The following is a 25336-nucleotide window of genomic DNA, read 5'->3' as shown; positions in this document are numbered from 1 at the left end:
GGCCCCGATGCACCTCTGCTCCATCGACCAGGCTGTCGAGCAAGTCCTGTCGCGCCTGCCAGCCCATATCCAAATGGGCCTGCCGCTGGGCCTGGGCAAGCCCAACGCCTTCGTCAATGCGCTTTACGCCCGCATCCGCGAGCTGCCCGAACGGCAGCTGACCATCTACACGGCCCTGTCCCTCGGACGCCCGTCACTGGGTGACGGTTTGCAACGGCGCTTTCTCGAACCCTTTGTCGAACGCGTTTTCGCCGACTACGAAGAACTCGCCTACCTCACCGACCTGCGCAACGACACGTTGCCATCCAACATTCGCGTCGAACAGTTCTTCATGCAGCCGGGCAGCCTGCTGCACAGCGCGTCGGCCCAGCAGAGCTACATCAGCAGCAACTACAGCCACGCCGCACGCGACATCAACGCCAAGGGCCTGAACCTGATCGCGCAGCTGGTGGCCGCCACCCCCGAGAGGCCGGTGCACCTGAGCCTGGCCTGCAACCCCGACATCACCCTCGACCTGCTGCCGATGATCGCCAAGCGCCGCGCCGCCGGCGAGACCATCCTCATGCTCGGTCAGGTGCATGCCGAGCTGCCTTACATGCCGGGTGACGCCGAGCTACCCATCGATACGTTCGACCTGCTGATCGATACAGCCGAGCAACGCCGCCTGTTCTCCACGCCGAACATGCCGGTCAACACCCAGGACCACTGCATCGGCCTGCACGCCAGCAGCCTGGTTCGCGACGGCGGCACGCTACAGATCGGCATTGGTGCCATGGGCGATGCGGTAGCTGCCGCATTGCTGGCGCGCCAGGGTGACAACGCCGGTTATCGTGCCGTGCTCGACGCGCTGGGTGCTGGCTCGTGGCAAGCGCTGATCGAACGTGAAGGGGGCCTGGATACCTTCGCCCAAGGCCTGTACGGCTGCAGCGAAATGTTCGTCAACGGCTTGCTGGCGCTGGCCGAAGCGGGCCTGTTGCGGCGCCCGGCGGACGAGCAGGGGGCGGCAGTGCTGCATGGCGGTTTCTTCCTCGGCCCCCAGGCGTTCTACCAGCGCTTGCGCGACATGCCGCTGGAACAGCGCGCACGGTTTGCCATGACGCGTATCAGCTTCATCAACGAGCTGTACGGGCAGGAGGAACTCAAGCGCCGCCAACGCCGTGATGCCCGCTTCATCAACACCGTATTCGGCATGACCCTGCTCGGCGCCGGGGTGGCCGACCAGCTGGAGGATGGCCGGGTACTCAGTGGCGTGGGCGGGCAGTACAACTTCGTCGCCCAGGGCCATGCGCTGGAGGGCGGGCGTTCGATCCTGCTGCTGCGCAGCTGGCGTGAGGCGGGCGGGGAGGTGACCTCGAACCTGTTCTGGAACTATGGCCATTGCACCATCCCCCGGCACCTGCGCGATATCGTGGTGACCGAGTACGGCATCGCCGACCTGCGTGGGCAGACCGACAGCGAGGTGATCGCGCGGGTGCTGGCGGTATGTGATTCACGGTTCCAGCAGGGGCTCATCGAGCAGGCAAAGGATGCCGGCAAGCTGGCCAAAGATTTTCAACTGGAGGCGTGCTTTACCGACAATACGCCGCAGCGCCTGGAGGCGATCAGGGCGCGGCACTCGCGGTTGTTCCCGGAGTATCCGCTGGGCACGGACTTTACGGCTGAAGAGCGGGATTTGCTGCGGGCACTGAACTGGTTGAAGAGCAAGTTCAAGCTGAGCGAGGTGCTGGAGCTGGGCAAGGCAGCGCTGGATGCGCCGGGGCCAGAGGGGTATGCGAGGCATCTTGCGCGGATGCAACTGGATCAGCCGCAGGGGCTGAAGGAAGAGCTTTACCAGCGGTTGCTGCTGGCGGGGTTGGCGGCAACCGGATGAATTGCCGGGGCTGCTTTGCAGCCCATCGCCGGCAAGCCAGCTCCCACAGGTACTGCGCAAGGCTTGGGTCCTGTGAGCTCCCTGTGGGAGCTGGCTTGCCGGCGATAGGGCCGCTACAGGCTTACTCGATGAAGCTGACCACACCACCTTCCAGCGACTTCACCCGGGCCAGCGACTCAACGCGATAGCCCTGGCTGTCCAGCTCGGCACGGCCGCCCTGGAACGACTTCTCGATCACGATACCCAGGCCGGCCACGGTGGCGCCGGCCTGCTTGATGATCGAGATCAGTGCCTGCGACGCCTTGCCGTTGGCCAGGAAGTCGTCGATCACCAGCACACGGTCGCTGCTGTTGAGGTGACGCGGCGAGATGGCCACGGTGTTCTCGGTCTGCTTGGTGAAGGAATACACCGAGGCGGTCAGCAGGTTCTCGGTCAGGGTCAGCGACTGGTGCTTGCGGGCGAAGATCACCGGCACGCCCAGCTTCAGGCCAGTCATCACCGCCGGGGCAATGCCCGAGGCTTCGATGGTGACGATCTTGGTCACGCCCGCGTCGGCGAACAGGCGGGCGAACTCGTCACCGATCAGCTGCATCAGCGCCGGATCGATCTGGTGGTTGAGAAACGCGTCGACTTTGAGAACCTGATCGGAAAGCACGATGCCTTCTTCGCGAATCTTCTGATGCAGTGCTTCCACTTTGTTTTCCTCGATGTAGCAAAGGTGGCCGCAAATAGCGGCAAAGTTAAAGAGTAATGGTTGATCAGCGTTTGAGCATTGCCCGGATATCGGCCAAGGCGTTGTTGCCCCGTGCAGCCTTTACCTCGACCGGCGCATCGTCCAGGCCTTCCCAGGCCAGGTCGTCCGGTGGCAGTTCGTCGAGGAACCGGCTGGGCGTGCAGTCGATGATTTCACCGTACTGCTTGCGCTTGGCGGCGAAGGTGAAGGCCAGGGTCTGGCGCGCGCGGGTGATGCCCACGTAGGCCAGGCGGCGTTCCTCTTCGATGGTGTCGGCCTCGATGCTGGAGCGGTGCGGGAGGATTTCCTCTTCCATGCCCATGATGAACACGTAGGGGAATTCCAGGCCCTTGGAGGCATGCAGGGTCATCATCTGCACACCTTCGGCGTTCTCTTCCTCTTCCTGCTGGCGCTCGAGCATGTCGCGCAGCACCAGCTTGCCGATGGCGTCCTCGATGGTCATGTCACCCTCTTCGTCCTTCTCGAGGGTGTTCTTCAGCGCTTCGACCAGGAACCAGACGTTGCTGATGCGGAACTCTGCAGCCTTGTCGCTGGCGGTCTGCTGGCGGATCCAGTTCTCGTAGTCGATATCGCGGATCATCTCGTGCAGCGCGGCAATCGGGTCTTCCAGGGCAACCTTGTGGCGCACCCCGTCCAGCCAATGCTTGAAGCGCTGCAAACGCTCGGTATAGCGGGCGTCCAGATGCTCGCCCAGGCCAAGCTCCTCGCTGGCGGCGTACATCGAAATACCGCGCTCGGTGGCGTAGTTGCCGAGCTTTTCCAGGGTGGTGGAGCCGATTTCGCGGCGCGGTACGTTGATCACCCGCAGGTAGGCGTTGTCATCGTCCGGGTTCACCAGCAGGCGAAGGTAGGCCATCAGGTCCTTGACCTCCTGGCGGCCGAAGAAGCTGTTGCCGCCCGACAGGCGATACGGCACCTGGTGGTGCTGCAGCTTCAGTTCGATCAGCTTGGCCTGGTAGTTGCCGCGGTAGAGGATGGCAAAGTCGCTGTACGGGCGGTTGGTGCGCAGGTGCAGGGTGAGGATTTCCATGGCCACGCGTTCGGCCTCGGCTTCCTCGTTCTTGCAGCGGATGACGCGGATCTCGTCGCCCACGCCCATCTCGCTCCACAGCTGCTTCTCGAACGCGTGCGGGTTGTTGGCGATCAGCACGTTGGCGCAGCGCAGGATGCGGCTGGTGGAGCGGTAGTTCTGCTCCAGCATCACCACTTTCAGGGAGGGGTAGTCCTCCTTGAGCAGCATCAGGTTTTCCGGCCGGGCGCCACGCCAGGCGTAGATCGACTGATCGTCGTCGCCTACCACGGTGAACTGGTTGCGCATGCCGATCAGCATCTTCACCAGCAGGTACTGGCTGGCGTTGGTGTCCTGGTATTCGTCCACCAGCAGGTAACGCACGCGGTTCTGCCAGCGCTCCAGCACATCGGGGTGTTCCTGGAACAGCTTGACCGGCAGCAGGATCAGGTCGTCGAAGTCCACCGCGTTGAACGCCTTGAGCGTGCGCTGGTAGTGGGTGTAGACGATTGCTGCGGTCTGCTCGCGCGGGTTGCGCGCCTTCTCCAGGGCTTCGGCGGGCAGGATCAGGTCGTTCTTCCAGGCACCGATCATGTTCTTGATCTCGTCGATGCCGTCGTCGCCGGAGTATTCCTTCTGCATGATGTCCGACAGCAACGCCTTGATGTCGGACTCGTCGAAGATCGAGAAACCCGGCTTGTAGCCCAGGCGCTCGTGCTCCCTGCGGATGATGTTCAAGCCCAGGTTGTGGAACGTGCACACCGTCAGGCCACGGCCTTCCCCCGGGCGCAGCAGGGTGCCGACCCGCTCCTTCATCTCGCGCGCGGCCTTGTTGGTGAAGGTCATCGCCACGATGTACTGGGCACGGATGCCGCAGTTCTGGATGAGGTGGGCAATCTTGCGCGTGATCACGCTGGTCTTGCCCGAGCCTGCACCGGCGAGCACCAAAAGAGGGCCGCCGACATAGTCACGGGCTTCCTGCTGCCGGGGATTGAGTCGGGACATGCTAGAAACCGGGGGTCGCCAGAAAATAGCCGCGCATTCTAACAGGCATGGGGCGTTTGTGGCGCGACCGTCTGACGTCTGAGTCAAATATGTAAACGGGATTTGCCGGCTGGCGCAGTTTCGCGCAGGATGCACGACAAAATACGTCGGGATGCTACACCCGTAAAAACATGTATTAAATTGAAAATCATTTTCATTAATGCAGTAGCATACCTGGCAGTTTCCGTTGCACCGTGAAGCCCTAAGGAGCCCGCTTGTCCACGCCTGTCGAACCATTGCGTTTGCTGCTGTTGGCCGATGAGCCGGAATGGGGTGCGCTGCTACGCGAGTGCACGCCCGCACTGGGTGGCAGCGCCGTACTGCTGACGGCGCCGAACTGGGAGTCGGTCGACAGCCTGTTCAACCAGGACCGTCAGGCTATCGTGCTGGCAACCCCGGCCCTGCAGCCCGCGCCCGGGCGCTGCGAGTTGCCGACCATCCTGCTGCTCGACCACGAGCCCCAGGTAGCGCCCACCGCGGTCAGCGACTGGCTGGTGCGTGACCAGCTCAATGTCGACACATTGCGCCGCTCGCTGCGCCATGTGCGCGAGCGCGGCGTGCTGGTGGCCACCCTGCAGCGCCTGGCCGAGCAGGACCCGCTGACCGGCATCGCCAACCGCCAGGGCTTCCAGGCCTTGCTGACCGCGCGGCTGGCCGAGAACGACGGCCGTGGCCTTGCTCTCGGCCACCTGGACCTGGACAACTTCCGCCACGTCAACGACGCCCTTGGCCACCAGAGTGGCGACCGCCTGATCCTGCAGGTGGTGGCGCGCCTGAAACAGCAACTGGAGGCGGGTGACCAGCTGGCGCGCCTGGGCAGCGACGAGTTCGCTCTGCTGATCGACACCCGACGCGACCCCAATCGTGCCGAATCGATTGCCGAGCGGATTGTCGAGGCGTTGGCCGAACCTTACTGGATCGACGGCGAAAGCCTGCTGCTGGGCTGCAGCCTGGGCCTGGCCCATGCCCGCGCCCAGGGTGGTGCCGACCCGCTGATGTGGCACGCGCACATCGCCATGCGCCAGGCCAAGGGCAGCCAGGGTTGCACTTTCCATGTGTTCAACGAACGCATCAACCGCAACGCCCGCAGCCTTGCCGACCTGGAAAGCGAACTGCGCCGCGCCCTGCGCCGAGACGAGCTGGAGCTGCATTACCAGCCGCGGTTGAACCTGGCCGACGGGCGCATCGTCGGCCTCGAGGCGCTGGTGCGCTGGCGGCATGCCGAGCGCGGCCTGTTGCCGCCCAGCGAGTTCGTGCCGCTGGCCGAGCAGAGCGGCCTGATCGTGCCGCTGGGCTACTGGGTGATTTCCCGTGCCCTGCGCGACATGCAGGCGCTGTGCGAGCGCGGCCTGGAGCCGCTGCACATGGCGGTCAACCTGAGCTTCCGCCAGTTCCAGGACAGCCAGTTGCTGGCGACCTTGAGCCGCCTGATTCTCGAACATGGCGTGGATGCCCGCTGGCTCGAGTTCGAACTGACCGAAACGGCGGTGATGCGCCGCAACGAACTGGTGCGCCAGACCATGGACGCCCTGGGGCGTCTGGGCGTGCGCTTTTCGCTCGATGATTTCGGTACCGGGTTCTCTTCGTTCGTGCACCTCAACAGCCTGCCGATCACCTTGCTCAAGGTGGACCGCAGCTTTGTCGCGGAAATGGAAATGCGCGAGGAGAACCGCAAGCTGGTGCACGCCATGATCAACCTGGCGCACAACCTCAACCTGGAGGTGGTGGCCGAAGGGGTGGAGAGCGAAGAGCAGATGGCGTTGCTGCGCGGGTTCGGCTGTGACCAGGTTCAAGGCTTCCTGGTCAGCAAGCCGCTGCCGGTGGGGGAGTTGATGGAGTTCTTGCTGCAGGCGACCGGCTGCCAGTTGGGCACAGCCCTTTAGGGCCCTTTCGCGGGTGAACCCGCTCCCACAGGCTTTGCACAGTATTCAGACCCTGCGCAGTCCCTGTGGGAGCGGGTTTACCCGCGAAGAGGCCCGCAAGTCAGGCCGAAGCCGTCGCCGCTCCACCAATCCCGGCCTTGCCCAAAAGCCGCTTCATGCGCCACTCAAAGCCAAAGGTCAATGCCACCGCCGCACACGCCAGCCCCAACGCCAGCCCCCACCACACCCCGACCGCGCCACCGCCCAGGGTAAAGGTGAACAGCCAGGCGCTCGGCGCCCCCACCAGCCAGTAGCACACCAGGCCGATCAGGAAGGTGGTCTTGGCATCCTTCAGCCCACGGATCGAGCCCATCGCGATCGTCTGCATGCCATCGAACAGCTCGAACCACGCAGCCACCATCAGCAACTGCACCGCCAGCTGGAAGATCGCCGCAAATGCCGGGTCGTCACGGTCGATGAACAGCCCCACCAGCGCATCGGGCAGCAGCCAGAACAGCGCGGCGAAGGCAAACATGATCATCGCCCCGAAGCCGATGCCCACCCGCCCGGCACTGCGCGCCGCCAGCAGGTTGCCGGCGCCGTAGTACAGCCCCACGCGCATGGTCACCGCATACGACAACCCGGTCGGCACCATGAACGCCGTGGAGACGATCTGCAGGGCGATCTGGTGCGCCGCCAGCTCGGTGCTGCCCAGCACGCCCATGCACAGCGCGGCGAAGGCGAACAGGCCGACCTCCACCATGTAGGTGCCGCCAATCGGCAGGCCCAGCCGCCACAGCTCGCGCAGGGCCGGCAGCGAAGGGCGCGACAGGCCCTTGCGCAGTGGGTAGGCGGTATAGGCCGGGTGCCAGCGGATATACAGCGCCAAGGCAATGGCCATGCCCATCGACACCACCGCGGTGACCAGGCCGATGCCCATCAGGCCCAGCTTGGGCAGGCCGAACATGCCTTCGATCAACGCCACGTTGAACAGGTAGTTGAGCACCGTGCCGACCAGGCTGATGACCATCACCGGGGTCGACCGGCCCAGCGCGCTGGTGAAGCCGCGCAAGGCCATGAAGGTCAGGTAGCCGGGCAGGGCCAGTGGCAGCAGGGTGAGGAATTCGGCGGCCGAGGCAACGTTCTCGGGCTTTTGCCCGAACAGCAGCAGTACCGGCTCAAGGTTCCACAGCACCAGCGCAGCGAACAGCGCCAGGCCCCAGGCCAGCCACAGGCCACCTTGCGCCAGGCGGGTGGCGCCCTCGATGTCGTTGGCGCCCTTGCGAATGGCCACCAGGGTACCGACCGCAGCGATCACGCCAAGGCAGAAGATCGACACGAACGAGTAGCTCGCCGCGCCCAGGCCGCCGCCAGCCAGGGCTTGCGGGCTGATGCGGGCCATCATCAGGGTATCGGTCAGCACCATCAGCATGTGCGCCAACTGCGAGGCGATCAGCGGCCCGGCCAGGCGCAGCAAAGCCTTGAGTTCTGTGGTGGGCGCGACATGCATGGGGGCAGTCCTTTTCCTGGGGTGATCAACGAAGGGCGATTCTGAGGCTTTGGTCAACTTTGCACAAAAGGATAAAAGCGATCATTGGCATGAGTCTGACTCATGTATATATGCTTCCCGGTGATTCATTTCACAGCCCCGTATGGCAGGTGCCTCATGTCCCGTCAGCTCCCCCCGCTGTATGCCCTGCGCGCATTCGAAGCCGCAGCGCGGCTAAGCTCCTTCACCCGTGCCGGCGAAGAGCTGTCGATTACCCAGAGCGCGGTCAGCCGGCATATCCGCACGCTGGAGGAGCATTTTGCCTGCCGCCTGTTCGTGCGCAGCGGCCGCAGCCTGCAACTGACCGAAGCGGCGCGGGTGCTGCTGCCGGGTGTGCGTGAAGGCTTTGCCGCGCTGGAACGGGCTTGCGATACCTTGCGCGGTGAGGATGACATCCTGCGCATGAAGGCCCCCTCGACCCTGACCATGCGCTGGTTGCTGGCGCGCCTTAGCCGCTTTCGCCACTTGCAGCCTGGCAACGAAGTGCAGCTGACCAGCGCCTGGATGGATGTCGACCATGTGGACTTCAACCAGGAACCGTTCGATTGCGCGGTGTTGCTCAGCGACGGGGTGTTCCCGCCGGAATGGGAAGTGCGCAGGTTGTTCCCGGAGCTGCTGATCCCCGTGGGTGCGCCAGACCTGCTCGACGAAGAACCCTGGGACGAGCGTCGGCTTGCCTGCATCGAGCTGCTGCACCCCACGGTGGACAAGCGCGACTGGCGGGAGTGGTTGGAGCGCATGGGGTTGAGTGACAAGGTTTCGCTCAAGGGCGGGCAGGTGTTCGACACCCTGGAGCTGGGCATGATTGCCGCGGCGCGTGGCTATGGCATTTCCATGGGTGATCTACTGATGGTGGCCGAAGATGTGGCGCAGGGGCGCTTGAGCCTGCCTTGGCCGACGGCGGTGCCCAGCGGGATGGATTATTACCTGGTGTGGCCGCGCACTCGGCCAGGTGGCGAGCGGTTGCGGCGTTTGAGCGCGTTTCTGGAAGAGGAGGTGGCGGCGATGGATTTGCCGGATGTGCAGATCCTGCCGGCCCTTTGATCGCCTGTACCGGCCTCTTCGCGGGTAAACCCGCTCCCACAGGTACAGCGCAGGCCTGAAAGCCTGCATCGAACCTTTCCCAGGTACAGTACTGGCCTCAAGGCCTGCGCCGAAGCTTCCACAGGACAGCGCTGGCCTCAAGGACTGCACTGTACCTGTGGGAGCGGGTTTACCCGCGAAGAGGCCGCAATGCCTTACATCGAGCCCAGGTTCAAAGCCTGTGCACACGCCTGCAGCGACCGACGCTCGCTCTGCGCATACAGCGCCAGCTCATCCTGCACCTGCAGCCCCAGCGCCGCTTCGAACGCATCGCGGTTGGCGTTGCTGCCGTACTCGGCCTGCGCATCGTCACCCAGGTTGGACTGGAAGATCCCCGCCGCGCTCACCGGCAGGAAGTCCTCGTACACCAACGCCTCGAAGTGCACATGGCCAGCCTCGATCAGCCCTTCCAGAGTGGTCGGGCGGCCGTCCTGGTCGCGCGCAGCCAGGCCTTTCTCGGTGGCGAAGTAGCGGAAGTAGGCCAGCCCTTGTTCACGCATCTGTGCCAGGTCATCCGGGAACTCGGCAAAGGTGTCCTTCAGCAACGCCATGTAGCGTTCGGCATTGGCCTCGGCCGGGGCGCCACCCAGGGCGGCGCGGGTGGCGTCGAGCAGCTTGTCGTACAGCTGGCGACCTTTCGGCGTCAGCGCCGCACCGCGTTGCTCGATTTCGCCGAAGCGCGCGGTATGGCTGCCTTCGCTGCCCTGCTGATCGCTGAACGCGACCTTTTCCTGCAGGGCCTTGAAGCTGGTCTGGCGCAACAGGATCGGGTGGCGGCGTGTGGGTGGGCCTTCGACCACGGCCTTTGGCGGGATGCCCTTGGCCGGCATGCCAAGCTGGATTGCATCGATGTCCAGGGTGCGCGGGGTCAGGTGGTTGATGTGCGGGCCCTTGAAGGCCACCACATCGGCGATCAGGCGGTGCTGGTCGTGCAACTGCTGGTACTGCTCGGCAGTGACGGTGGCGTCATGGTGCCAGCGGAAGGTGTGCAGCGCTTCTTGCACGAACGCCTCGGCATTGGCGGTGTTCAGGCCACCATCGCGCTCGCATTGGGCGATCAGTTCGAGGGCGCGGGTGGTGAAGATCTGGCGCTTGGACAGGATGCTCTCTGCCAGCTCGCGCAGTTGCGGGTTGTCGATCAGTTCCAGGCGCAGCAGCGAGGTGAACACGCGGAACGGGCTGACGTGCAGCGACTGCTCGTGCACCGCGCGGAAGGCGGTGGAATGCACCGGCACGCCAGCGGAACTGAGGTCGTAGTAGCCGACTGGCTGCATGCCCATGACCGCGAACAACCGGGCGATGGTGGCCAGCTCTGCGGCGGTGCCCACACGGATGGCGCCGTGGCGCTCCTGATCAAGGCGCTCGATTTCGCCGGTCCAGCGCAGGGCCTCGGCAACCTCGGGTTGCTGGGCCATGACCTGCTGGTTGATTTCGCTCACCAGCTCCAGCAGCGTGCCGTACAGGGGCACTTCCTGTTTGTACATGAGCGACATGGCGGCAGAGAACTGCGCGCGGATGCTGTCGGGGCTGACGAAATCGTGGGCGGGCATCGCTAGCTTCCTGGTTGGGTTCGGACGCTTACATGAAAGCTGGGAATGCACTTTGCTCACAAGCGAAAAAAAGTGAGTGTGTCATTCCTTTTTTGATCGACCTCAAGGGCCCTTTCGCGGGCACGCCCGCTCCCACAGGGACTGTGCGCAGTCTGAACCTTATGCAGTACCTTGTGGGAGCGGGCGTGCCCGCGAAGAGGCCCTCAGGTCGATAGCTGCTCACGAATCCATTCCACCAACGCCCTTACCTTGGGCACCTCCGCCGCATGCTCGGCATACGCCAGGTAATGCGCTCCGGCACTGCGCATCGCATGGTTCCACGGCACCACCAAACTCCCCTCGGCCAGCTCCTTCGCCACCAGGTAGCGCGGCACCAACGCCACCCCGCACCCGGCCTGCGCCGCGCTCAAGGCCATGTAGAAGGTATCGAAGCGCGGCCCGTGGTAGGCGCTGACGCTCTGCAAGCCCAACTCCAGGAACCACTCGTGCCAGGCCTCTGGCCGCGAGGTGCTCTGCAGCAGCACCAGTTCGGCCAGCTCCCCGGCATCGTGCAGTTCACGCCCGGCCAGCAACTCCGGCGCGCACACTGGCACCACCTCCTCACCGAACAGCTCCACGCAGGTGGCCCCCGGCCAGGTGCCCTGGCCATAGAAGAACACCACGTCCGCCGAGCCCTGCAGCAGGGCGAACGGTTCCATCTCGTTGCGGATGTCCAGGTGGATGTTGCTGTGGCGCTTGCCAAAGCCCTTGAGGTGCGGGATCAACCAGCGCACGCCAAAACTCGGCTGAGTGGCTACCTTCAATATCTCGGTCTGCTCGCCGTAGGTGAGCACGTAGCGGCTGGACATGTCCACCTGGGTGAGGATCTTGTTGACCTCGGCCAGGTACAGGCTGCCCGCCGGCGTCAGCTGCAGGCGGCGGCGGATACGCAGGAACAGGTGGTGGCGCAGCATGTCTTCAAGCTGCGCCACCTGCTTGCTGACCGCGCTCTGGGTCAGGTGCAGCTCTTCGGCGGCACGGGTAAAGCTCAAATGGCGGGCTGCAGCTTCGAAGCACTGCAGGGCGGTCATGGAGGGCACCAGGCGTTTGGACATAGCGGTCTCTGCGGCTCAAATCATTACCTGACGGAATGATATGCGGAATAAAGGTCGTTTGTTGCACCGGTGTGATCGGATTAATACTGATCCACATCATTTTTCCACCCCATCACCCGATGTAGGAGATGCACAAATGGTTGCTGGACTGCTCGAGCGCCTTGGCGTTGCTGCCGAGGCTTACACCCAGGGCGACTACCCTGTTCACACGCCGATCGACGGCAGCCAGATCGCCTCGGTGAAACTGCTCGGCAAGGCCGAGACCATCGCCCGCATCGATCAGGCCCAGCGCGCCTTCGAAGCCTGGCGCAGCGTGCCGGCCCCGCGCCGCGGCGAGCTGGTGCGCCTGTTCGGCGAAGTGCTGCGTGAGCACAAGGCCGACCTCGGCGAGCTGGTTTCGATCGAAGCCGGCAAGATCACCCAGGAAGGCCTGGGCGAAGTGCAGGAAATGATCGACATCTGCGACTTCGCCGTTGGCCTGTCGCGCCAGCTGTACGGCCTGACCATCGCTTCCGAGCGCCCTGGCCACCACATGCGTGAAACCTGGCACCCGCTGGGCGTGGTCGGCGTGATCAGCGCCTTCAACTTCCCGGTCGCAGTCTGGGCCTGGAACACCGCCCTGGCCCTGGTCGCCGGTAACTCGGTGGTATGGAAACCGTCCGAGAAGACCCCGCTGACCGCCCTGGCCTGCCAGGCGCTGTTCGAAAAAGCCCTGAAAGCGTTTGGTGATGCACCGGCTGGCCTGGCACAACTGGTGATCGGCGGCCGTGAAGCCGGCGAAGCCATGGTCGACGACCCGCGCGTACCGCTGGTCAGCGCCACCGGCAGCACCCGCATGGGGCGCGAAGTCGGCCCACGTGTGGCTGCCCGCTTCGGCCGCAGCATCCTCGAACTGGGCGGCAACAACGCCATGATCCTGGCCCCGAGCGCCGACCTCGACCTGGCCGTGCGTGGCATCCTGTTCTCCGCAGTCGGCACCGCCGGCCAGCGTTGCACCACCCTGCGCCGCCTGATCGTGCATCGTTCGATCAAGGACGAAGTGGTTGCCCGTGTCAAAGCCGCCTACGGCAAGGTGCGCATCGGTGACCCACGCAAGGACAACCTGGTGGGCCCGCTGATCGACAAGCAGTCGTTCGACGCCATGCAGGGCGCGCTGGCCAAGGCCCGCGACGAAGGCGGCCAGGTATTTGGTGGTGAGCGTCAGCTGGCCGACCAGTACCCGAACGCCTACTACGTATCGCCTGCCATCGCCGAAATGCCGGCGCAGAGCGACGTGGTGCGCCACGAAACCTTCGCCCCGATCCTGTACGTGCTGGCCTACGACGACTTCGAAGAGGCCCTGCGCCTGAACAACGAAGTGCCACAAGGCCTGTCGTCGTGCATCTTCACCACCGACATCCGTGAGGCCGAACGCTTCCAGAGTGCCTCGGGCAGCGACTGCGGCATCGCCAACGTCAACATCGGCACCAGCGGCGCCGAGATCGGCGGTGCGTTCGGTGGCGAGAAGGAGACTGGCGGTGGCCGTGAGTCCGGTTCGGATGCCTGGAAAGGCTACATGCGTCGCCAGACCAACACCGTGAACTACTCGCGCGAACTGCCGTTGGCGCAGGGTATCGTGTTCGACTGATGGGTTGATGCTGCATGGCCGGGGGCTCAGCCCCCGGTTCGCGGCCCCAAACAAGAACAAATTGCTGGAGCCGGGCCATGTCCGAACTGCGTCAAGAATGCTTGTGGGAATTCGTCAGCAAACCGACCGTCGCCGCCCAGGCCCTGGCCGGTGAGCACAAGGCCGATGTCTGCGTGATCGGTGGCGGCATTACCGGCCTGTCGGCGGCCATCCACCTGCTCGAACAGGGCAAGTCGGTGATCCTGCTGGAGGCCTGGAAGATCGGTCACGGTGGCTCCGGGCGCAACGTCGGCCTGGTCAACGCCGGCACCTGGATTCGCCCCGACGATGTCGAGGCCACCCTCGGCTTGCAGCAGGGCAGCCGCCTGAACAAGGTGCTCGGCGAAGCCCCGGCCGAAGTGTTCGCCATGATCGAACGCCTTGGCATCGACTGCCAGGCCCAGCACAAAGGCACGCTGCACATGGCGCACAACGCCACCGGTATCGCCGACCTCGAGGCCCGCCACGAACAATGGCGCCGCCGTGGTGCCGATGTGGAGCTGCTGACCGGCGCCCAATGCCAGGAATACTGCGGCACCGACAAGATTTCCGCCGCGCTGCTCGACCGCCGCGCCGGCACCATCAACCCCATGGGCTACACCCAGGGCCTGGCCGCAGCGGTGGCACGCCTGGGTGGCAAGCTGTTCCAGCAGTCTTCGGTCGAAGGCCTGGAGCGTGACGGCGATGCCTGGCGGGTGAAGACCGCACGTGGTTCGGTGCGCGCCGACAAGGTGGTGATTTCCACCGGCGCCTACACCGAAGGCGACTGGAGCAACCTGCAGAAGCAGTTCTTCCGTGGCTACTACTACCAGGTGGCATCCAAGCCGTTGCAGGGCGCTGCAGCCGACAAGGTGCTGCCACATGGCCAAGGCTCGTGGGACACCCGCACCGTGCTCAGCAGCATCCGTCGCGACGACCAGGGCCGCCTGCTGCTCGGCAGCCTGGGCCGGGTCGACAACAAGCCGGCGTGGTTCGTGCGCAGTTGGGCCGACCGCATCCAGAGCCACTATTACCCGGAGCTGGGCAAGGTCGAGTGGGAAATGCACTGGACCGGCTGCATCGACTTCACCCCAGACCACCTGATGCGCCTGTTCGAACCGGCGCCGGGGCTGGTGGCGGTGACCGGGTACAACGGGCGGGGCAATACTACCGGGACCGTGATTGGCCGGGCGTTTGCCGAGTTTTTGCTGAAGGGGGAGGCGGGCAGCCTGCCGATTCCGTTTTCGCCGATGAAGGGCGTGAGTGCGCCCTCGCTGCGGACGGCGTTCTATGAGTCCGGGTTCTCGCTGTACCACGCGGGGCAATGTTTGAGAGTTGTGTTGTAAATACTGGCCTCTTCGCGGGTAAACCCGCTCCCACAGGTACTGCGCAGCGTTCTGAATTTGCGCGGTCTCTGTGGGAGCGGGTTTACCCGCGAAGAGGCCGGCACAGGTTTACTTGTGCAACCAGCTGAGAAAGCCGCCCTTCTTGATCGAAACCGGCTTCTGCAGCAACAACGACTCCCGGCTCTGCCGCCGAAACCGCTGCAACTTGCTCAACGCCGTCTGCACATCGCCGCGTTGCACCAGGCAGCTCTTCACCTGTTCCTTGTCGATCCGATACAGCACGCAACCGGTCAGCGTGCGGAACTCGGCCAGCGATTCCTCTTCGTCGATGATTCCTTCGATCCCCAGCACCTCGCCCGGCCCCATGCGCCCGGCCTCGACCAGCTTGTCGCCATCGCGGATCGACGCCGAAACCACCCCGCTGCCAATCACCAGCAAATGATCGGAATGCTCGCCCACGCCCAGGATTACCTGGTCGGCCAGGTATTCCACCGCCGTCATGCGCTGGCTAAGCGCATCGCGCTCTTCCGCGCTCAGCGAGCGGAACACCCGCACCTCGTCCAGCACCTCGCGCTGGCGGCTGCGTGGTGGCATGGCCAGGTCGGTGTTCCACATCACCCCGCTGGCCTCCAGGTGCCGGTGGGCCAGGTCGAACAGCTGGTTGCGCGCGTCGCCCTTGGCGCCCGCGTCGGCCACGAAGCCACTGGCTTCGTACTCCACTGATTCCAGCGTCGAGGCTTTCACCGTCACCTTTGGGCCTGGTGTTGCAAGAATGGCACTGACGCCTTGCAAGGCCTTTTCCAGCGCATCGAACACCCGCTTGGGCCGCACCTTGGCCGGCACCACCACGCTGATCGACACCCCGTGCAAATCGGCAGGGCGGCTGTGGTTGAGCAGCCGGGCCTTGGCCGCCACCGAGTTGGGGATTACCGCCAGGCTTCCGGTGCTGGTGAGCAGGCGGGTGGCACGCCAGTCGATTTCCAGCACCTTGCCTTCGGTGCTGTCGATGGAGATCGAGTCGCCAATCTGATACGGCCGCGTGGTGTTCAGGATGATGCCACTGAACACGTCGGCCAGTGTGCTCTGCAGCGCCAGGCCGATGACGATGGCCATTACCCCCGACGTGGCCAGCAGGCCCTTTACCGGCAACTGCAACACATAGCCTGCGGCAGCGACCACGGCAGCCAGGAAGATCAGCGCCCCCAGCACATCCTGCAGCAAACGCCCGCCATGGCTGCCGCGGGCCACCAGCAACAGGCCGAACACCACCGTCACCGTGCGTGCGCCGAACAGCCACCAGCCGATCGCCAGTACCGTGGCGATCAGGTTGCGCGAGACATCATCGGGCCAGGGTGGTGGTTGCAGCGGGCTCATGCCGGCAGCCACCAGCACCGAGCTGAACAGCAGGAACAGCACCAGCCGCGCGCCGATGCGCCAGGCCCGGTGCTGGAGAGGGATCAGTTGCCAAAGCACGAGGTCGAGCAGGATCAGGGCGGTGCCGAGCAACAACGGGTATGACTGGATGAACGCCAGCATGGTGGTCTCGGGTGAGAGGAGGGCTGTGGGTAGTAATAGAGCAGGTTGGCCGGGCAGGCAATGGGGCCTGTGCCGGCCTCTTCGCGGCTAAAGCCGCTCCCACAGGTACTGCGCACGATTCAAATCCAGCGCAATCCCTGTGGGAGCGGCTTTAGCCGCGAAAGGGCCGGTTGAGCCCATACAAAACCATCGTTCATAAAACAGAACGCTAGAGCCAAAAACCGCTATCTACCGCCAGAAAGGTCATGGTTTTAATCTTCTCCCATCAACGCGAAACACCCAACTTACTGAAAAGATCAAAACCCTTAGGAGCAACGACCATGACCAACTTCAAATACAACCGCCTGAACAAAGACGACGCCGCTGTCCTGCTGGTCGACCACCAGGCTGGCCTGCTGTCCCTGGTCCGCGACATCGAGCCGGACGCGTTCAAGAACAACGTATTGGCCCTGGCCGACCTGGCCAAGTTCTTCAACCTGCCGACCATCCTCACCACCAGCTTCGAACAAGGCCCGAACGGCCCGCTGGTAACAGAACTGAAAGCCCTGTTCCCGGACGCCCCCTACATCGCCCGCCCAGGGCAGATCAACGCCTGGGACAACGAGGACTTCGTCAAGGCGGTGAAGGCCACCGGCAAGAAGCAGTTGATCATCGCCGGCGTGGTGACCGAAGTGTGCGTAGCCTTCCCGGCGCTGTCGGCCCTGGAAGAAGAGTTCGAAGTGTTCGTGGTCACCGATGCCTCCGGCACCTTCAACGCCATGACCCGCGACGCCGCCCACGACCGCATGAGCCAGGCCGGCGCACAACTGATGACCTGGTTCGGCGTGGCCTGTGAGCTGCACCGCGACTGGCGCAACGACATCGAAGGCCTGGCCGCGCTGTGCTCCAACCACATCCCGGACTACCGCAACCTGATCACCAGCTACAACGCTTTCAACGCCAACAAGTAAGCCAGATGCGCGGGCACCGCCAGCCGGTGCCCACCAAGGCAGCACACCTGTCCAATCCAGCGCCCGTCCGCCGTTGCACAGTGGATGCGGGCAAGCTCATCCCAAGGAACGCCGATGAACACCGCACCCCAAGACAACCGCAACGTCGTGACCCTGGTCATCCAGCACAAGGTCCGCGCCGCTTCGCTGGCGGCCTACGAAGCATGGCTCAAGCGCACGGTCAGCACTGCGCGCCGCCAGCCGGGGCACCTCGACGTCAACGTCATCCGCCCTGACGACGGCGGGCTGCATTTCACCACCGTGGTGCGCTTCGCTGATGCCAGCCTGCTGCAAGCCTGGGTCAACTCTGCCGAGCGCCAGACACTGGTCAGCGAAGTACTGCCGCTGCTCGAAGGCGGTGACCACACCCAGGTGCACGACGACCCGGAATTCTGGTTCACCCCGCCGAGCACCAACGCAGCGCAACCGCCGCGCTGGAAGCAGGCGCTGCTGACCTACCTGGTGATCTGCCCGATGACCATGATCATTCCGCAACTGCTGGCACCGCTGTTTGCACGCTTCCCGCAGCTGGGCGGTGTGATTGCCGGCAACCTGATCGTCAATGTGTTCGTCATCCTGCCCGTGGTGTTCTACATCATGCCTTGGGTAACCCGCCGCTGCGCCAACTGGCTGCGTGGCTGAGCCAGGCCTTTACCTCGACATTTTCAAGGAGATACCGACATGAGCACGTTCGTTACCCGCGATGGCACTTCGATCTACTTCAAGGACTGGGGCAGCGGCAAACCTGTGCTGTTCAGCCACGGCTGGCCACTGGATGCCGACATGTGGGATTCGCAGATGGAATTCCTGGCCAGCCGCGGCTACCGCGCCATCGCCTTCGACCGCCGTGGTTTCGGCCGTTCGAGCCAGCCGTGGAGCGGCTACGACTACGACACCTTCGCCGATGACATCGCCCAGCTGATCGAACACCTCGACCTGCGCGACGTGACCTTGGTGGGCTTCTCGATGGGTGGCGGCGACGTAAGCCGCTACATCGCCCGCCACGGCAGCGAGCGGGTGGCCGGGCTGGTGCTGCTGGGCGCGGTGACGCCGGTGTTCGGCAAGCGTGACGACAACCCTGAAGGTGTCGACCTGTCGGTGTTCGAGGGCATCCGCGCCGGCCTGCGTGCCGACCGGGCGCAGTTCATCGCCGATTTCGCCGCGCCGTTCTATGGCATCAACCATGGGCAGCAGGTGTCCCAGGGTGTGCAGACCCAGACCCTGAACATTGCGCTGATGGCATCGATCAAGGGCACTTTGGATTGTGTGACGGCGTTTTCCGAAACCGACTTCCGTCCGGATATGGCCAAGATCGATGTGCCAACCCTGGTGATCCACGGTGACGACGACCAGATCGTGCCGTTCGAGAGCACCGGCAAGCGGGCGGCGGAGCTGATTCGCGGGGCTGAGCTGAAGGTTTACGCGGGGGCGCCGCACGGGTTTGCGGTGACTCATGCACAGCAACTCAATCAAGACTTGCTGGCGTTCCTTCAGAAGTAACTGTGCTGGGGCATTCGCGGGTAAACCCGCTCCCACAGGGGATACCACAGTCTTCAAGGCCGGTGGTGTCACTGTGGGAGCGGGTTCACCCGCGAAGAGGCCAGCCCAGGCAGCACAAATGCTGAACAGGGCTAACCTTCAACAACCCACCGCACATCCATCCAAGCCTTGCCCCTACACCAACCGGCATGCTCCGCAGTTGCGCCTGCCCGCTGCCGCACCCAGACGGAGAACACCATGTCCCAGGACCGCAACGACAAGACCCGTCGCCAGTTCCTCGCCACCAGTACCGTGCTCGGTGCCGCCGGCGAGCTCTGGTCCGCATTGCCTTTTACCGGTTCCGCCGGTTCCGCTCACGCATCCACCCAAGGAGGTTCCATGACCGCCGATCTGATTCTGTTCAACGGCAAACTGCACACCGTTGATCGTGAAAAGCCCACCGCGACCGCTGTCGCCATCAAGGATGGCCGTTTCATCGCAGTGGGCAACGACGCCGAAGCCATGGCCCACAAGGGCGCCACCACGCAGATCATCGACCTCAAGCAGCGCACGGTCATCCCCGGCCTGAACGACTCGCACCTGCACCTGATCCGTGGTGGCCTGAACTACAACCTGGAGCTGCGCTGGGAAGGCGTGCCTTCGGTGGCCGATGCCCTGCGCATGCTCAAGGACCAGGCTGCGCGTACGCCGACCCCGCAGTGGGTGCGCGTGGTCGGTGGCTGGAACGAGTTCCAGTTCGCCGAAAAACGCATGCCCACCCTGGAGGAAATCAACCAGGCCGCACCTGACACCCCGGTATTCCTGCTGCACCTGTATGACCGCGCACTGCTCAACCGCGCCGCGCTCAAGGCCGTCGGCTACACCAAGGACACGCCCAACCCGCCGGGCGGCGAGATCCAGCGTGACAAGTTCGGCAACCCGACCGGCATGCTCATCGCCCGCCCCAACGCGATGATCCTCTACGCCACCCTGGCCAAGGGGCCGAAGCTGCCGCTGGAATACCAGGTCAACTCCACCCGCCAGTTCATGCGCGAGCTCAACCGCCTGGGCCTGACCAGCGCCATCGATGCCGGTGGTGGCTACCAGAACTACCCGGACGACTATCAGGTGATCCAGGAGCTGGCCGACAACAACCAGCTGACCGTACGCATTGCCTACAACCTGTTCACCCAGAAGCCCAAGGAAGAGCTGGACGACTTCCGCAAGTGGACCTCCAGCGTGAAGCTGCACAGCGGTACCGACTTCCTGCGCCACAATGGCGCCGGCGAGATGCTGGTGTTCTCCGCCGCCGACTTCGAGGACTTCCTCGAACCGCGCCCGGACCTGCCGCAAACCATGGAACAAGAGCTGGAGCCGGTGGTGCGCCACCTGGTCGAGCAGCGCTGGCCGTTCCGCCTGCATGCCACCTACAACGAATCGATCACGCGCATGCTCGACGTGTTCGAGAAGGTCAACCGGGACATCCCGTTCAATGGCCTGCCGTGGTTCTTCGACCACGCCGAAACCATCACCCCGCAGAACATCGAGCGAGTGCGTGCGCTGGGCGGCGGTATCGCCATCCAGGATCGCATGGCCTTCCAGGGTGAGTATTTCGTCGACCGCTACGGTGCCAAGGCTGCCGAGCAGACCCCGCCGATCAAGCGCATGCTCGACATGGGCGTGCCGGTGGGCGCCGGTACCGACGCCACTCGCGTGTCCAGCTACAACCCGTGGACTTCGCTGTACTGGCTGGTCAGCGGCAAGACCGTCGGTGGCATGGAGCTGTACCCGGAAGGCCTCAGCCGTGACACCGCGCTGCAGCTGTTCACCCAGGGCAGCGCCTGGTTCTCCAGCGAGCAGGGCAAGAAAGGCCAGATCAAGGTGGGCCAGCTGGCCGACCTGGCGGCGCTGTCGCTGGACTTCTTCAGTGTCGATGAAGAGGCGATCAAGGGCATCGAGTCGGTGCTGACGGTGGTCGACGGCAAGGTGGTGTATGGCGCGGCGGAATTCGACAAGCTCGGCCCGCCCCAGGTGCCGGTGCTGCCGGAGTGGTCGCCGGTGACCAAGGTGCCGGGCCACTGGCGCGTGGGCACGCCGTCGCTGGCAGCGGTGGCGCACCAGTGTGTCGGGCCTTGCGGGGTGCATGCGCACAGCCATGAGAAGGCACGGCATTCGAATGTGCCGGTGAATGACTTCCAGGGCTTCTGGGGGGCGTTGGGTTGTTCGTGCTTTGCTTTCTAAGCTGAGCTGATGTGAAAAAGGGGGCCAGTTATTGGCCCCCTTTTTTGTTCCTTCTGTGCTGGCCTCTTCGCGGGCTCGCCCGCTCCCACAGGTACATCACAGCCCTCAGGCTCTGTGCGATCCCTGTGGGAGCGGGCGAGCCCGCGAAGAGGCCGGAAAGGCCAGCATCAATGGTGAGCCTTGTGCTCAGCTCCAGCCAACAGATGCCGAATCTTCACTTCCACCCCATCGGTCTGCAGCATCCGCACCCGCGCCTCGATCTTCAGCTCACCCCGGGTTACCCGGTGGTGATGCCTCAAATGCTCCAGCCACGATTCCTCGAAGAAGAACTCCAGCCACAACGCCGGGTCCGCACTGTCGCGCATCAACCCCCACGACAACGCGCCATTGCGCTTGCGCATCGCCTCCAGCTCCCGCGCTGCCTGCTGGAACGCCTCGGCCTTGGCAGGGTCGATGTGGTATTCCACGGTGACCATCACCGGCCCGCTTTCCTTGTCCATGTCGTCGCTCAGCAGCGGCACCGGCCAATGCAGTGACGGCGTCAGCTCCTCGGCTGCGGTTTCCGGCAGCGTCACCTTGCAGGTCAGAAGCGTGCCCAGTGCCAGGCCTCCTGCGGCCAGCAGCAGGCTCAAGGTGATCGTTGCATGGCTGGCCAGCGTGCCCCATAGCAACCCGCCACTGGCCATGGCACCAAAGAAGATCAGGATGTACACCGACAGCGCCCGTGCCCGTACCCAGGCCGGCACCGAGGTCTGCGCCGCCACCTGCAGGTTGGACAGCACGGCAATCCACGCCGCGCCGCTGAGCAGCATTGCCGGCAGCAGCACATAGAAGTTGCGCACCAGCGCCAGGGCCAGCAGGAACAGGGCATACAGCAGGCTGGCCAGTAGCACCAGGCGGTCGCGGCTGATGCGTTCGCGCAGGCGTGGCAGCAAGGTGGCGCCGGCCACCGCGCCGATGCCGATGGCCGCCAGCAGCAGGCCGAAATCGGCGGCGGTACCCTGCATCTCGCCACGCACGATCAACGGCAGCAGCGAGGTGCCGGCGCTGGCGCAGAAAAAGAATGCCAAGGCGCGCAATATCACCGCCTGCAAGGGTTTGGCACTGCGCGCGAAACGCAGCCCGGTGCGCATGGCGCCGACGAAGCGCTCGGCCGGCAGCAGCGGCTCCTTCACCTCGCGCTTCCACAGGAACAGCACCAAAATCACCCCGGCGAACGAGATGGCATTCAGGGCGAAGGTCAGCCACGGGCCGACCATGCTCACCACCACGCCCGCCAAAGCCGGGCCGATGGCGCGCGACACATTGATACCGACACTGGAAAGCGCCACCGCGTTGGCCAGGTCGTCCTTGCCCACCAGCTCCGGTGTCAGCGCACTCCAGGCCGGCATCATCAGTGCCGTGCCGATGCCCAGCGCCAGGGTAAGCACCAGCAGCAGGGTGACGTTCATCAGCCCGAGCAGGGTCAGGGCCGCCAGCACCACGGCCACCGAAGACATCCACAGTTGCACCAGCAACAGGTAGCGGCGCTTGTCGACGATATCCGCCGCCGCGCCGGCCGGCAGGGCGAGGAAGAACATCGGTAGCGAGCCGGCTACCTGGATCAGGGCCACATGCAGCGGGCTGGCCGACAGCGTGGTCATCAGCCAGCCGGCGCCCACCTCATGCATCCAGGTGCCGATGTTGGAAGCGATGGTGGCGATCCACAGCATGCGGAAGGTGGCGTTGCGCAATGGGCTCCAGGCGCCTGAAGGGGTCGTGCTCATGTCAGAAGCTGCCTTTGAGTGGGTATTCGATGATCAGGTAGATCCGGTCGATGTCATCGCCGGCCTGGGCCTGGTTGGCGCGGTGGCTGACGTGGGAAAACGACAGGCTCAGGTCCTTGGCGGCGCCCGACTGCACCACGTATTTCAGGTCGATGTCGCGCTCCCAGTGCTTGCCGCCGTCGCCGTACTGGCCCACATAGGCGCCGCCTGCCGGGGCTTGGCTGCCGTCGATGCCACGGCCGCTGACGTAGCGGCCCATCAGGCTCAGGCCGGGGGCGCCGAGGGTGGCGAGGTCGAGGTCGTAGCGCAGTTGCCACGAGCGCTCGCCGGGGCCGTTGAAGTCGGCGTACTTGATCGAGTTGGCCAGGTAGATGGAGTCGCCGCCGACGAAGTCGAACGGGGTATCGCCCTCGACCTTCTGGTAGGCCAGGCTCAGCGCCTGGGCGCCAAAGCTGTACCTGGCCAGCAGGCTGTAGGCGAGGGTGTCGATTGCCCCGGCACTGGCATTGCCGGTGTCGCGGGTCTTGTACAGGTTGCCGTCCAGGCGCCAGTTGCCCTCGGCCAGGTTCAGGTTGAGGTAGGCCTGGCGCCAGGTGTCCTCCAGCTGGCCTGCGTACAGTGCGCCGCCGAATGGCCCGTCGGGTGCGAACGCGGCGCCGGCCAGGCTGATGGCACGGTTGTCGGTGGTAGCGCCGTAGCCGCTGAAGTCATCATGGCTGGAGCTGTTGTCCTGGTTGTTGAAGGCGGTGAAGTGCCCGGCCTGCAGGCGCCAGTCGGGCAGGTCGGTGTTGTCCAGGAACCAGCCGGTGACGTACTCCGGGTGCAGGCGTTTGTCGCTGGTGTCGAACACCGGGGTTTCAACGGTCATTTCGCCGTAGCGCAGTTGGGTATTGCCCATCCGCAGCTTGAGTGCGGCGCCGGCGCTGGAGTAGTCGGACTTGGCACGGCCATCGCTGTCGCGCGGCAGCAGGCCGGTGCCGGCATGGCCGCGGCCGCCGTCCAGCTTGAGGCCGAGAAAACCATGGGCATCGATGCCGACGCCGAGTGTGCCCTCGGTGAAGCTGGAGCGGATTTCGCCAATGAAGCCCTGGGCCCATTCCTGGCGGTAGTTCTGGCCACTGCCGGAGGGCGAGCGGAAGTCGCTGTGCAGGAAGTAGTTGCGGCTGAGCAGCGACCAGCCGGGCTCTTCGGCCTGGCTGAGCGCCGGGCACAGGGCGAGGGTGGCGAACAGGGCGCGGCCTGGTCCGTGAGTGGCGCGGATCATGGGGGCTCCGGGAGGGATGATCCGGGAATGTGGATGAAGGATAGGCCAGGGGTCTTGTATGTGTGTGCTCTGGCTGTTTTTGCCTGTGCCGGCCTCTTCGCGGGCTTGCCCGCTCCTACAGGTTTTGCACAGGGTTCAGAGCCTGTGGTGAACCTGTGGGAGCGGGCGAGCCCGCGAAGAGGCCGGTACAGCCAACCCAGAACTCAAGCCATGTCGCTGATCGCAAACTCCTCGGCCAGATGATCGATCAGCGCCCGCACCGACGGCAGCAACCCCCGCCGCGACGGGAAGATCGCATGCACGATGCCGCAACGCGGGTGCCATTCCGGCAACAACTCCACCAGCCGCCCCGCCGCCAGGTCTTCACGCACCGCCACCCGCGGCAGGTGCGCAATACCTACCCCGGCCACCACGAAATGGCGCAGGGCGAACAGGTCGTCCGTCACCATGCGCGGTGTGTGCGGGATGACGATGCTGCGGCTGCTGTCCTCGCCCTGGAACAGCTCCCATTGGTACTCACGCTGGGCGCTGCCCCAATGCAGGCTCGGCAGCGTGCCGAGCAGCTGCGGGTCGAAGCCCTTGGGCAACTGCTCCAGGTACTGCGGCTGGCCTACCAGGCACTGGGTACTGTTGCTCAGTACCTTCATCACCATGTCGGTGTTCTCCAGCGGCGGAAAGCGCACCCGCAGGGCGATGTCGAAGCCCTCGTGCAGCAGGTCGACGCGGCGGTTGGTGCTCTCGATGAACAGCTCCACCTGCGGGTACTTGAGCATGTAGCGGGTCAGCATCGGCCCGACCCAGGAATTGAGCAGGGTGGTCGGGCAACTGATACGCACCAGACCGCGCGGTTCGCTGCGGTTGCGCTCGATGATCTCCGCCGCGCCCTCGGCCTCCACGCGCATGGCCAGGCAGCGGTTGTAGTAGGCCTGGCCGATCTCGGTGAGCGAACAATGGCGGCTGGTGCGGTGCAGCAGACGCACGCCCAGGCGGTCTTCGAGATCGGCGATGCGCCGGCTTAGCTTCGACTTGGGCATGTCCAGCGCCCGGCCAGCCGGGGCGAAGCCGCCGTGCTCGACTACCTGGGTGAAGTAGTAGAGGGAGTTGAGGTCTTCCAATGATCGGTCTCCGGGTACTTGGTTGCCTGTGCCGGCCCTTTCGCGGGTAAACCCGCTCCCACAGGTACTGCACAGGGCTCAAGCCCGGCGCCATCCCTGTGGGAGCGGGTTTACCCGCGAAGAGGCCGGCACAGCCCGTA

The 25336-nt window shown here is 64.6% G+C and carries 18 protein-coding genes; 9 read left to right on the top strand and 9 right to left on the bottom strand.

Annotation, left to right across the window (positions count from 1 at the left end; translation table 11 throughout):
* The first annotated feature begins 7 nt into the window (after window positions 1-7).
* A complete protein-coding gene (locus CAG46_RS02450; RefSeq protein ID WP_085615945.1) occupies window positions 8-1870 on the top strand; it encodes an acetyl-CoA hydrolase/transferase C-terminal domain-containing protein in 1863 nt (620 codons plus the stop codon).
* A gap of 121 nt (window positions 1871-1991) precedes the next feature.
* Here the strand turns inward: CAG46_RS02450 and CAG46_RS02445 are convergent, their stop codons facing one another.
* Together CAG46_RS02445 and rep are read right to left on the bottom strand one after the other, a co-directional pair.
* Window positions 1992-2564: a xanthine phosphoribosyltransferase gene (locus CAG46_RS02445; RefSeq protein ID WP_003253535.1), complete on the bottom strand. Its 573-nt coding sequence runs from the start codon at window positions 2562-2564 to the stop codon at window positions 1992-1994.
* Between the two features lie 64 nt (window positions 2565-2628).
* Complete coding sequence (gene rep, locus CAG46_RS02440; protein WP_025341098.1) at window positions 2629-4638, bottom strand: DNA helicase Rep; 2010 nt, start codon at window positions 4636-4638, stop codon at window positions 2629-2631.
* A 254-nt stretch (window positions 4639-4892) separates the two neighbouring features.
* Between rep and CAG46_RS02435 the strand changes: the two genes are divergently transcribed.
* Complete coding sequence (locus CAG46_RS02435; RefSeq protein WP_085615943.1) at window positions 4893-6560, top strand: bifunctional diguanylate cyclase/phosphodiesterase; 1668 nt, start codon at window positions 4893-4895, stop codon at window positions 6558-6560.
* A gap of 100 nt (window positions 6561-6660) precedes the next feature.
* On the opposite strand, the gene CAG46_RS02430 is transcribed toward CAG46_RS02435, so the two are convergent.
* Window positions 6661-8049 (bottom strand): NorM family multidrug efflux MATE transporter, encoded by a 1389-nt coding sequence (locus CAG46_RS02430; RefSeq protein ID WP_085615941.1) that lies wholly within the window; start codon window positions 8047-8049, stop codon window positions 6661-6663.
* A gap of 156 nt (window positions 8050-8205) precedes the next feature.
* On the opposite strand from CAG46_RS02430, the gene CAG46_RS02425 reads away from it, so the two are divergent.
* On the top strand, window positions 8206-9132 hold the full coding sequence (locus tag CAG46_RS02425) for a LysR substrate-binding domain-containing protein (RefSeq protein WP_013974772.1): 927 nt from the start codon (window positions 8206-8208) through the stop codon (window positions 9130-9132).
* Window positions 9133-9326: 194 nt separating this feature from the next.
* Here the strand turns inward: CAG46_RS02425 and CAG46_RS02420 are convergent, their stop codons facing one another.
* Window positions 9327-10721 carry a VOC family protein gene (locus CAG46_RS02420; RefSeq protein ID WP_085615939.1) on the bottom strand — a complete coding sequence of 465 codons (1395 nt, stop codon included), beginning with the start codon at window positions 10719-10721 and terminating at the stop codon, window positions 9327-9329.
* A 203-nt stretch (window positions 10722-10924) separates the two neighbouring features.
* Window positions 10925-11815, bottom strand: a complete 891-nt coding sequence (locus CAG46_RS02415) for a LysR family transcriptional regulator (protein ID WP_085615937.1) — start codon at window positions 11813-11815, stop codon at window positions 10925-10927.
* A gap of 136 nt (window positions 11816-11951) precedes the next feature.
* On the opposite strand from CAG46_RS02415, the gene CAG46_RS02410 reads away from it, so the two are divergent.
* Complete coding sequence (locus CAG46_RS02410; RefSeq protein ID WP_051096360.1) at window positions 11952-13442, top strand: aldehyde dehydrogenase family protein; 1491 nt, start codon at window positions 11952-11954, stop codon at window positions 13440-13442.
* A gap of 77 nt (window positions 13443-13519) precedes the next feature.
* On the top strand, window positions 13520-14806 hold the full coding sequence (locus tag CAG46_RS02405) for an FAD-binding oxidoreductase (protein WP_013974769.1): 1287 nt from the start codon (window positions 13520-13522) through the stop codon (window positions 14804-14806).
* 108 nt (window positions 14807-14914) lie between these two features.
* Here the strand turns inward: CAG46_RS02405 and CAG46_RS02400 are convergent, their stop codons facing one another.
* Window positions 14915-16342: a mechanosensitive ion channel family protein gene (locus tag CAG46_RS02400; protein ID WP_025341092.1), complete on the bottom strand. Its 1428-nt coding sequence runs from the start codon at window positions 16340-16342 to the stop codon at window positions 14915-14917.
* A gap of 320 nt (window positions 16343-16662) precedes the next feature.
* Here CAG46_RS02400 and ycaC point away from each other — a divergent pair, with 320 nt between their 5' ends.
* The 4 genes from ycaC (at window position 16663) to CAG46_RS02380 (ending at window position 21051) form a co-directional block, all read left to right on the top strand.
* Window positions 16663-17292, top strand: a complete 630-nt coding sequence (gene ycaC, locus CAG46_RS02395) for an isochorismate family cysteine hydrolase YcaC (RefSeq protein ID WP_085615935.1) — start codon at window positions 16663-16665, stop codon at window positions 17290-17292.
* A gap of 114 nt (window positions 17293-17406) precedes the next feature.
* Window positions 17407-17973, top strand: coding sequence for an antibiotic biosynthesis monooxygenase (locus CAG46_RS02390; protein ID WP_085615933.1), 567 nt, complete (start codon window positions 17407-17409; stop codon window positions 17971-17973).
* A 39-nt stretch (window positions 17974-18012) separates the two neighbouring features.
* Window positions 18013-18831 carry an alpha/beta fold hydrolase gene (locus tag CAG46_RS02385; RefSeq protein WP_039612316.1) on the top strand — a complete coding sequence of 273 codons (819 nt, stop codon included), beginning with the start codon at window positions 18013-18015 and terminating at the stop codon, window positions 18829-18831.
* Window positions 18832-19209: 378 nt separating this feature from the next.
* Window positions 19210-21051: an amidohydrolase gene (locus tag CAG46_RS02380; RefSeq protein ID WP_038410295.1), complete on the top strand. Its 1842-nt coding sequence runs from the start codon at window positions 19210-19212 to the stop codon at window positions 21049-21051.
* A 167-nt stretch (window positions 21052-21218) separates the two neighbouring features.
* On the opposite strand, the gene CAG46_RS02370 is transcribed toward CAG46_RS02380, so the two are convergent.
* The 3 genes from CAG46_RS02370 to CAG46_RS02360 form a co-directional block, all read right to left on the bottom strand.
* Entirely contained in the window at window positions 21219-22817 is a 1599-nt protein-coding gene (locus tag CAG46_RS02370) for an MFS transporter (RefSeq protein ID WP_085615929.1), read from the bottom strand.
* Window position 22818: 1 nt separating this feature from the next.
* Window positions 22819-24081, bottom strand: coding sequence for an OprD family porin (locus CAG46_RS02365; protein WP_085615927.1), 1263 nt, complete (start codon window positions 24079-24081; stop codon window positions 22819-22821).
* A 203-nt stretch (window positions 24082-24284) separates the two neighbouring features.
* Window positions 24285-25196, bottom strand: a complete 912-nt coding sequence (locus tag CAG46_RS02360; RefSeq protein WP_075046740.1) for a LysR substrate-binding domain-containing protein — start codon at window positions 25194-25196, stop codon at window positions 24285-24287.
* Window positions 25197-25336 lie beyond the last annotated feature (140 nt).

Origin of the sequence: Pseudomonas sp. B23(2017), assembly GCF_002113725.1 — a bacterium.
GTDB lineage: Bacteria > Pseudomonadota > Gammaproteobacteria > Pseudomonadales > Pseudomonadaceae > Aquipseudomonas > Aquipseudomonas putida_Z.
The sequence above is the reverse complement of the archived record's forward strand: the minus strand, read 5'-3'. Positions and strand labels throughout refer to the sequence as shown.

What these genes read in the sequence shown, in the direction of transcription:
- CAG46_RS02450 (WP_085615945.1), top strand. Translation starts at nt 8, where the DNA reads ATGCACCTCTGCTCCATCGACCAGGCTGTCGAGCAAGTCCTGTCGCGC.
- rep (WP_025341098.1), bottom strand. Translation starts at nt 4,638, where the DNA reads ATGTCCCGACTCAATCCCCGGCAGCAGGAAGCCCGTGACTATGTCGGC.
- CAG46_RS02430 (WP_085615941.1), bottom strand. Translation starts at nt 8,049, where the DNA reads ATGCATGTCGCGCCCACCACAGAACTCAAGGCTTTGCTGCGCCTGGCC.
- CAG46_RS02425 (WP_013974772.1), top strand. Translation starts at nt 8,206, where the DNA reads ATGTCCCGTCAGCTCCCCCCGCTGTATGCCCTGCGCGCATTCGAAGCC.
- CAG46_RS02420 (WP_085615939.1), bottom strand. Translation starts at nt 10,721, where the DNA reads ATGCCCGCCCACGATTTCGTCAGCCCCGACAGCATCCGCGCGCAGTTC.
- CAG46_RS02415 (WP_085615937.1), bottom strand. Translation starts at nt 11,815, where the DNA reads ATGTCCAAACGCCTGGTGCCCTCCATGACCGCCCTGCAGTGCTTCGAA.
- CAG46_RS02410 (WP_051096360.1), top strand. Translation starts at nt 11,952, where the DNA reads ATGGTTGCTGGACTGCTCGAGCGCCTTGGCGTTGCTGCCGAGGCTTAC.
- CAG46_RS02405 (WP_013974769.1), top strand. Translation starts at nt 13,520, where the DNA reads ATGTCCGAACTGCGTCAAGAATGCTTGTGGGAATTCGTCAGCAAACCG.
- CAG46_RS02400 (WP_025341092.1), bottom strand. Translation starts at nt 16,342, where the DNA reads ATGCTGGCGTTCATCCAGTCATACCCGTTGTTGCTCGGCACCGCCCTG.
- ycaC (WP_085615935.1), top strand. Translation starts at nt 16,663, where the DNA reads ATGACCAACTTCAAATACAACCGCCTGAACAAAGACGACGCCGCTGTC.
- CAG46_RS02390 (WP_085615933.1), top strand. Translation starts at nt 17,407, where the DNA reads ATGAACACCGCACCCCAAGACAACCGCAACGTCGTGACCCTGGTCATC.
- CAG46_RS02385 (WP_039612316.1), top strand. Translation starts at nt 18,013, where the DNA reads ATGAGCACGTTCGTTACCCGCGATGGCACTTCGATCTACTTCAAGGAC.
- CAG46_RS02380 (WP_038410295.1), top strand. Translation starts at nt 19,210, where the DNA reads ATGACCGCCGATCTGATTCTGTTCAACGGCAAACTGCACACCGTTGAT.
- CAG46_RS02370 (WP_085615929.1), bottom strand. Translation starts at nt 22,817, where the DNA reads ATGAGCACGACCCCTTCAGGCGCCTGGAGCCCATTGCGCAACGCCACC.
- CAG46_RS02365 (WP_085615927.1), bottom strand. Translation starts at nt 24,081, where the DNA reads ATGATCCGCGCCACTCACGGACCAGGCCGCGCCCTGTTCGCCACCCTC.